This is a genomic window from Rhodococcus sp. APC 3903, assembly GCF_030407755.1.
Lineage (GTDB): Bacteria > Actinomycetota > Actinomycetes > Mycobacteriales > Mycobacteriaceae > Rhodococcus_F > Rhodococcus_F erythropolis.
In genome coordinates, this window is the sequence record NZ_JASDCV010000060.1 from 1 (window position 1) to 8392 (window position 8392).

Genomic DNA, 8392 nt, shown 5'->3' on the forward strand with positions numbered 1-8392 from the left:
AGACTGCCCCTCGAACACCACCGCCACCGCATCCGGAGACGCCGCCACCTGCGCAACAAACCCGTCGAGCAACAAAGCACCAACAGTCAACTCGTGAACAGTGTCATTGACCGCCACCAACACCTGCGAACGCTCGTCCTCACCGAGCAACTCCACATCCCCGACAACCGAATCAGGCTCCGCCACCATCGCTTCCAGAACCCGAACCAACCGCTCCGCAAACGAGACAACCGTCGACTCGTCGAACAAATCCGTCGCATACGTCAACGACATCGGCATCCCCACACCGACGCCGTCCTCCTCCAACGGTGACACCGTCAACTGCAGATCGAACTTCGCGATCTCCACACCCGCGTCGAAACCGGCAATCGACAGTCCCGGCAATTCCAAGACACTCTGCGCCATGTTCTGGAAGAACAACGCAACCTGGAACAACGGATGATGAGCCTGCGACCGCGCCGGATCAAGCACCTCCACCAACCGCTCGAACGGAACATCCTCGTTGCCGAACGCCCCCAGATCGACCTCACGAACCCGACCCAACAACTCCGAGAACGACTCCGAAGAATCCACCTCCGTCCGCAACACCAACGTATTGACGAACATCCCGATCAAATCATCAAGCTCCGGCTCGCCCCGCCCAGCGATCGGCGAGCCCACCACAACGTCATCACTACCACTCAACCGCGCCAACACCACCGCCAACGCCGCATGCACCACCATGAACAACGACACACCACGATCAAGCGCCAACTGCTCGAGCGCCCGATGCAACCGCACATCAACCGAGAACTGGTAACTAGCACCACGATTGGACGCAACCAACGGCCGCGAACGATCCGCCGGCAACTCGATCCGCTCCGGCAACCCCGCCAACACCGACGTCCAATACCCCAACTGCTCAGACATCAACGACGACGGATCACCCTCGGACCCCAACACCTCACGCTGCCACAACGCGTAATCCGCATACTGCACCGCCAGCGGCGCCCACCCCGGAACCTGTCCACCCGCACGCGCCACATACGCCATCGACACATCACGCACCAACGGCCCCATCGACACACCATCAGCAGCAATATGGTGAACCACCAACGCCAACACAAACTCCGACGAACCCGTCTGGAACAAACGAACCCGCAACGGCACCTCAGAAGTGACATCAAACCCCTCAGTCACCACCGGCGCCAACACACCCAACAAATCAGCCTCATCGGTCGGCACCGCAGAAATATCCACAGCGAACCCACCCACCGGAAGAACCTGCTGGAACCCGACCCCGTCGACCTCCGGATACACCGTCCGCAAAATCTCATGCCGCGCAACAACATCCGACACAGCAGCCTGCAGAGCCGCCACATCCAACAACCCCGACAACCGAATCGCCACCGGAATATTGTTCGCCGACGACAACGTATCGAAACGGTTCAAGAACCACATCCGCTGCTGCGCCAACGACAACGGCACCCGCTCCGGACGCACCCGAGCCGTCAACGCCACACGAGCACGCCCAGTGGAAGCTGCGAGCGCAGAGGCAAGCGACGACACGGTCGAAGACTCGAACAACGTCTTGACTTGTACCCGCACGTCGAAGACAGCACTCAACCGTGCTGCCAACTTCGCTGCGACAAGCGAATTGCCTCCAAGCTCGAAGAAGTCGTCATCCGCTCCGACCTGCTCCAGACCGAGCAGTTCACCAAACACCGTGGCGATCTGGATTTCATCCTCAGTGGAAGGAGCACGGAATGGACGAGACTCGAAATGCGGCTCCGGCAACGCGGAAGCATCCAACTTGCCCACGGGTGTCAACGGAATTTCACTGATGAGAACGACAGAGGCAGGCACCATATGCCTAGGCAATTCTTGTCTGCAGACGTCGAGCAGTTCCGTGATGTCTACCTCAGCTACCGCTCGTGGCAGCACGTATGCCACCAGAGCCTGCTCCCCATTGTCGAGCTTGCGAGCGAGGGTTGCAACGAAGTCGACCGCCCGATGGGATGCAAGAACTGCGTCGATCTCTCCGAGCTCGACTCGGAAGCCTCGGATCTTCACTTGGGAGTCGGATCGCCCGACGTATTCGAGGTCCCGTGCACCCCCATCTGCGATGACCCAGCGTACGAGGTCACCACTGCGGTACATTCGTTCGCCCTGCGCTCCAAACGGATTCGCGATGAAACGGTCGGCAGTCATTCCCGTCAGATTGTGATATCCGCGCGCAACCTGAGGCCCGGCAAGATACAGCTCACCTGTCGACCCGACTGGGACTGGCTGTAACCGTGAGTCCAGAACCAGGGCGGAGGCCCCGCGAACAGGTCCACCAATTGTCACGCGGTCACCTGGTGCCAGTTTCGGGCTGATGTTGGTGACAATAGTCGTCTCGGTTGGGCCGTATCCGTTGTAGAAGGCCCTGTCCCGTCCCCACCGTGCAACAAGCTCAGGTGGGCATACCTCGCCACCGACTACAGCGGTGACGATGGAATCCAACCCCGAGGGATCGACAGATGCCAACATTGACGGGGTTCCCACCACATGCGTGACGCGTTCGGTTTTCAATAGTTCCGCGAGCTCGTCACCACCGTAAACCGTCGTCGGAACGATAACCATCGTCGCGCCGGAACCGATGGTAAGCAACAGCTCGAAGAGCGAAGTATCGAAGCTGGGGGTGGCGAAGTGCAGAACCCTCGAGTGGGCTGTGGCACCAAGTCGCTCAGCCTGTTCACTCAGCAAATTGCCCAGGCCTGCGTGCGTGACAACAACACCTTTCGGACGTCCAGTCGACCCTGAGGTGTAGATAACGTATGCAGGGTGTTCGACTCGCAGAGTGCGAACACGGTCCGAATACGCCACCGGTTCGCCGGACATCGCTTCCGATGCCTGCGTCGTCTCGAGAGAATCGATCGCGATCCACCTCACAGACGATGGCAAATCAATACCTAATTCGCCGACGGTCAAGCCGATCGAGACACCCGAATCCTCGATCATGTACGCAACACGGTCAGACGGATAGTTCGGATCCACCGGCACAAAAGCTGCACCGGTCTTCGCGACTGCCCACACTGCCAGCACTGATTCGATTGACCGCGGGATGGACACGGCAACCCTGTCCTCCGGACCTACACCGCCGGCAATCAACATACGAGCCAGGCGAGACGACCGCGCATCCAATTCGGCGTAGGAAAGTGAGTGCCCCTCGAATCGCAACGCGTCCCTCGAAGGATCCAACTCGACGGCCGCCGCCAGCAACTGGGGCAGCAACAATGTCCTCGCTCGGCGAGTGCGGGCGGGCCGCTCCCGTCGACTCTTGCGAGTACCAGAGGTATCCGGCGTCACACCATCGGCGCTCATGCGGCCACGACCTGCGCTCGAACGGCGTGATGGAGGAGCTCGTGCTGCGTCAAGACATTTCACCTTCGCTTTGGTACTGCAGTTCGATCGGTATTCGCGGGAATCCGATCACTTCCGAGGTTCTACCCTTGACCTGGGCAAATCGAGTTCGACGTCCCGGTATAACCCCAGTAGTTGATCGGACACACCGAACCATTGTTACAGCTGTCGAGGAGTGGACATCATCGGACTGTTCGGGATATGGGCGTCCATCTACTTCGAGAACGGCGGCGTCAGCTCAGAGTCCACGTCGCGGAATCACACGCCAGCCGTAGATCAGGCAACGCTCCTTCGACGACATCTGTGAAGACGTCTGTCTGACCTACCGCGTGCGAAACCCACTCCTCCTCGAGGAGGCCGTGCACATCGGCATTCCTAGACTCTTCCGAGGACAGGAGAACGACGCCACCGACCACCCCGGCCAGCAGGATCGTCATAACCGATGTGTCGTCGTCCGCGGGACCGAAGTACATCAAACGCGATTCGTAGTCGACCTCGTGCTTTTGCGACATAGCATCCAACTTCGCCGCGAGCCCTCCCTGGGTGATCTGGTCAGAGGCTGATCCGGTAACCACGACCGCGACGTCGTCAACATTGAGCGGACGAACCCGGTCCGCGTAGTTCACGGAACGACCCGAATACGACGCCACCAATTCGACAACATCGGGCCGGGCCAGATCGAGGGTCGTCTCCAGCGGAACATCGGAATTCACAGAATCTGCATCGCCCGAAGTCAGCGTCAAGGCCAGACTCGGGCTTGTTCCATTCGCACCCGCTGTTCCTGTTGTAGCTCCCACGAGTACTGCCACACCTGCTTTGGACAGCGCCCAGATCGCCACTACCAGTTCGATGCCACGCAGCCCTGTCATCGCCACTGCGTCGCCCGGGCCGATCCCAAGACTGATGAGGTGGCGCGCAAGGCGAGATGATCGTGCATCGACCTCGTGGTATGTCACTTCCTCTTCATCGCACACGACTGCGACGGCGTCAGGATCAGCCTCCACGGAGTTCGTCAATCGCTGTGGCACGAGTCTGCCCGTCGAAGCGCCAACTGCCGGGGGTGGCGTTGTGTCCACGGAGCCGAGGACTTCTGCTCGTTCGGAGTCGGTGAGCAGTTCGATGTCACCGATCGGACGTGAAGGATCCGAGGACACCCGATCGAGAACGCGTACGAATCGCTCGACATGTGCGTCGGCGGTCGCTTGGTCGAAAAGATCGGCGGCGAAAACCAAATGGCCAATCAGTCCTCCTGTGATCGGATCAGAACTGAGATTGAGTTGGAGGTCGAACTTCGCAGTCGCCTCCACACCCTCGACTGCCGAGATCTTCAGATCCGGCAGACTGAACTCGGCTCCTGCCATCGGTTCGACCGACAGTGCAACCTGGAAAAGCTCGTTCGCTGACGCCGACAAGGCGCCGGTAACTTCCTCGAACGGTATGTCGCCGTTCGCAAATGCCTCGAGATCGACATTTCGAACCAGCGAGACCAATTCGCCGAATCCTGCTCCGAGGTCCGGAGCGGTCCTGAGTGCGAGTGTGTTGACGAACATTCCGACTATGTCGTCCAGTTGCTGCTCACCTCGCCCGGCTACAACTGTTCCGATCGCGAAATCTCGGCTTCCGCTCAACCGTGAGATGAGAACTGCAAGCGCGGCATGCACAACCATGAACAATGTGGCGTTGTGTTCGCGCGCAATCTCGTTGAGCCGCGTCGCCGTGTCCGCACTGACGGAGAACTCCGAGACACCGGCCTTTGCAGACATCTGCGCGGGTCGCTGACGGTCGGAAGGCAATCCGGGCGTCGACGACACACTGTTCAACGTCCGGCGCCAGAAGTCGAGTTGCTGTGCAGCCTGCGAGCCGATCTCGTCGACGCTACCGAGCAATTCGCGCTGCCAGATCGCGAAGTCCGCGTACTGAACGGTCAACGGCGTCCACGACGGCGCGGTACCGCGCATGCGGGCCTCATAGGCGACCATCATGTCTCGGGCCAGAGGTCCCATCGATTCACCGTCAGCGGCGATGTGATGAGCGACCAAGACGAATATGAAGTCTGCCGGCCCCAACTCGAGCAACCCAGTGCGTACAGGTACTTCCTGAGCTACGTCGAATCCGGTCGTCACCAACTCCACGACGCGATTGAACGCCGCGGCCTCGTCGTCCACCTGAATCGTTTCGAGAGGCGAAAGGAGTTCGTCGATCGCGACGATTTTCTGAACCGGCCCTTCGATGTCACTCGGGTAGCTGGTCCGGAGCGACTCATGCCGAACCAAAACGTCGTGAAGAGCCTGGCGCAAAGCCGCGACATCCAAGTTCCCTGTCAATCGCAGAGCCAACGGAATGTTGTATGCCGCAGAACCGGGATCCATCTGGTTTACCAACCACATTCGCTGCTGGGCCAAGGACAGAGGAAGACGTTCTGGACGTTCCCGCGCCTCCAACTCCATCCTCGCACCGGAACCTGCGGTCTTGTGCGCTACTGCAGCCAAACCTTCCACTGTCGAGTTCTCGAACAGCACGCGCACCGGGACCTGCGCATCGAGTGCCTGCCCCAATCTTGCTGCCAACCTGGTAGCGATCAACGAATTACCACCCAGCGCAAAGAAATCGTCATCCAGACCGACCCGCTCCGCGCCCAACACATCTCCGAACACCGACGCAACAATTTCCTGCACCGCTGTGACCGGCGCCCGAAACTCTGCTGCCTCGAATACCGGTGACGGGAGAGCCTTTCGATCCAATTTGCCCGACGCATTGAGTGGAAGCTCGTCGAGGACAAGAACCTTCGAGGGCACCATGTACGTCGGAAGCACGGCCCGGGCAGACTCCAGAACTTCCGACGCATCTACTGCAGTTCCCACGACATACCCGACCAGGCTGTCGCCGAACGTCGCATCGCTGCGCAGGACGACCACCGCATCTGAAACCGCCTCGTGCGAGATCAGAGCAGATTCGATCTCGCCGAGTTCGATACGCTGCCCCCGCAGTTTGACCTGGAAATCCGATCGGCCGATGTACTCGAGCTCGCCCCGACCGTTCCACCTGACGAGGTCGCCGGTTCGATACAACCTGCTGCCGCCATCTGAGGCGCCCCTTTCCCCGCCCGCAAAGGGGTTGGCGACGAAACGCTCCGCCGTCAACGCTGCTCGGTTTCCGTATCCGCGACCGACACCGACACCACCGACATACAACTCGCCGATCACGCCCGGCGGCACCATACCCAACGACCGATCCAGAACGAACAGATCCATGTTCGGCACCGGTGCACCGATCGGAACGCTGACGGTGTCATGCGCAGTCACTGCGTGGAACGAGACCACGTCCGACGCTTCCGTCGGGCCGTAACTGTTCACCAGGCGTACGCCGCCTGACAACAAACTGCCAAGACGATTGAGCCGGATCGACTCGCCTCCAAGGAACACAACATCGAGAACGCTCAGAGCAGACTCCTCATCGGAATCCACCACGGCTTCGAATGCGCTCGGCGACATGTTCGCCACTGCGACGTCACCGTGCCCGACGCGAGCGACGATCGCATCCGGATCGAAACCGTCTGAGGCAAGCACTGCGGTCCGACCGCTGCTCAGCGCTGCCCAGACGTTCTTCTGCGTCAGGTCGAAACTGGGTGAAGACGCGATCAAAAGACCACCAGTTTCGGGCAACTCGCTGCGATACCAGGCCACCGTATTCTCGATGCCCGCCATCGGCACCAACGTCGGCTTCGGACGACCAGTCGAACCGGATGTCGAAATGACATACCCCAAGCGGTCCCCCGCACCGAGCTCACGCCATCGATCCTTCGGCCCCTCCACAATCGGCGAATCGCGAATGATGCTGTCGAGGACGATGACGTCCACCGCCAGATCGAGATTCGTCGTACTCACCGCACATCGGGCGCCAGTGTCGGCAACTATCGCTTCGATCCGATCCTGTGGGTACGACGGATCGATCGGCCCGTACGCAGCACCCGCCTTCCACGCCGCCAACATACCTACGACCCACTCGACCGACCTCGGCACGATCAACGCGACGACGTCATCCGGACCGACGCCGGCCGCCGTCAATCGCTCGGCCACCACGTTTGCATAGGCGTCGAGTTGCCCGTAGGTCAGCGCCTCGCCATCGCACTCGACGGCAAGAGAATCAGGCGTCCGCCCAACCTGTTCGTCGAACATCGCAGTCAAGGACGCGCCTGCCAACGCTGTGCGCCCACCAGTGGACCAGCTGAGAAGGTTGCTGCGCTCAGCAGCGGTAAGTACGTCGATATCACCCAACCGAACTGACGGATCAACAGTGATCTCAGCAAGGATGCGCCCGAACCTGCCGGCAAAGCCTGCCACCGTCGACTCGTCGAACAGATCCGTCGCGTACGTGAACTGCGCCGCCATCCCCGCCGGTGCGCCCGCCTCGTCAAACTGCTCGACCATGGTCAACTGCAGATCGAACTTGGCCGCCACCGTGTTGGCGTCGATTCCCGCGACTGTCAGATCGCCAAGTCGAAGCACCGACTGCTCCATATTCTGGAACGACAGCATCACCTGGAACAACGGATTACGAGCCTGCGACCGCGCCGGATTGAGCACCTCCACCAACCGCTCGAACGGCAGATCTACATGGGCAAACGCACCCAGATCGCCCTCACGAACCCGACCCAACAACTCCGAGAACGACTCCGAAGAATCCACCTCCGTCCGCAACACCAACGTATTGACGAACATCCCGATCAAATCATCGAGAACCTGCTCACCACGACCCGCCACCGGAGTACCGATCGCAATATCGGACGTCCCCGACAACCGCGACAACAACACCGCCAACGCCGCATGCACCACCATGAACAACGACGAATTCGATTCGCGCGCAATCTTTTTCAGAGACGAGTGCTCGATTTCGCCGATCACGAACGCATGCTTGGCACCGCGATTGGACGCCACCGCAGGCCGCGGACGATCAGCCGGCAAATCCAACTGATCCGGCAACCCCGCCAACGCCGACTCCCAGAACCCGA

2 protein-coding genes are annotated in these 8392 nt (G+C 60.3%); both read right to left on the reverse strand.

The window, feature by feature from the left end; all coding sequences use genetic code 11:
* The coding region (locus QMA15_RS32225; RefSeq protein ID WP_290289135.1) for an amino acid adenylation domain-containing protein at positions 1-3345 on the reverse strand (3345 nt) is incomplete at its 3' end.
* Positions 3346-3617: 272 nt separating this feature from the next.
* Positions 3618-8392: non-ribosomal peptide synthetase (locus QMA15_RS32230; protein WP_290289138.1), on the reverse strand; the 4775-nt coding region annotated here is incomplete at its 5' end.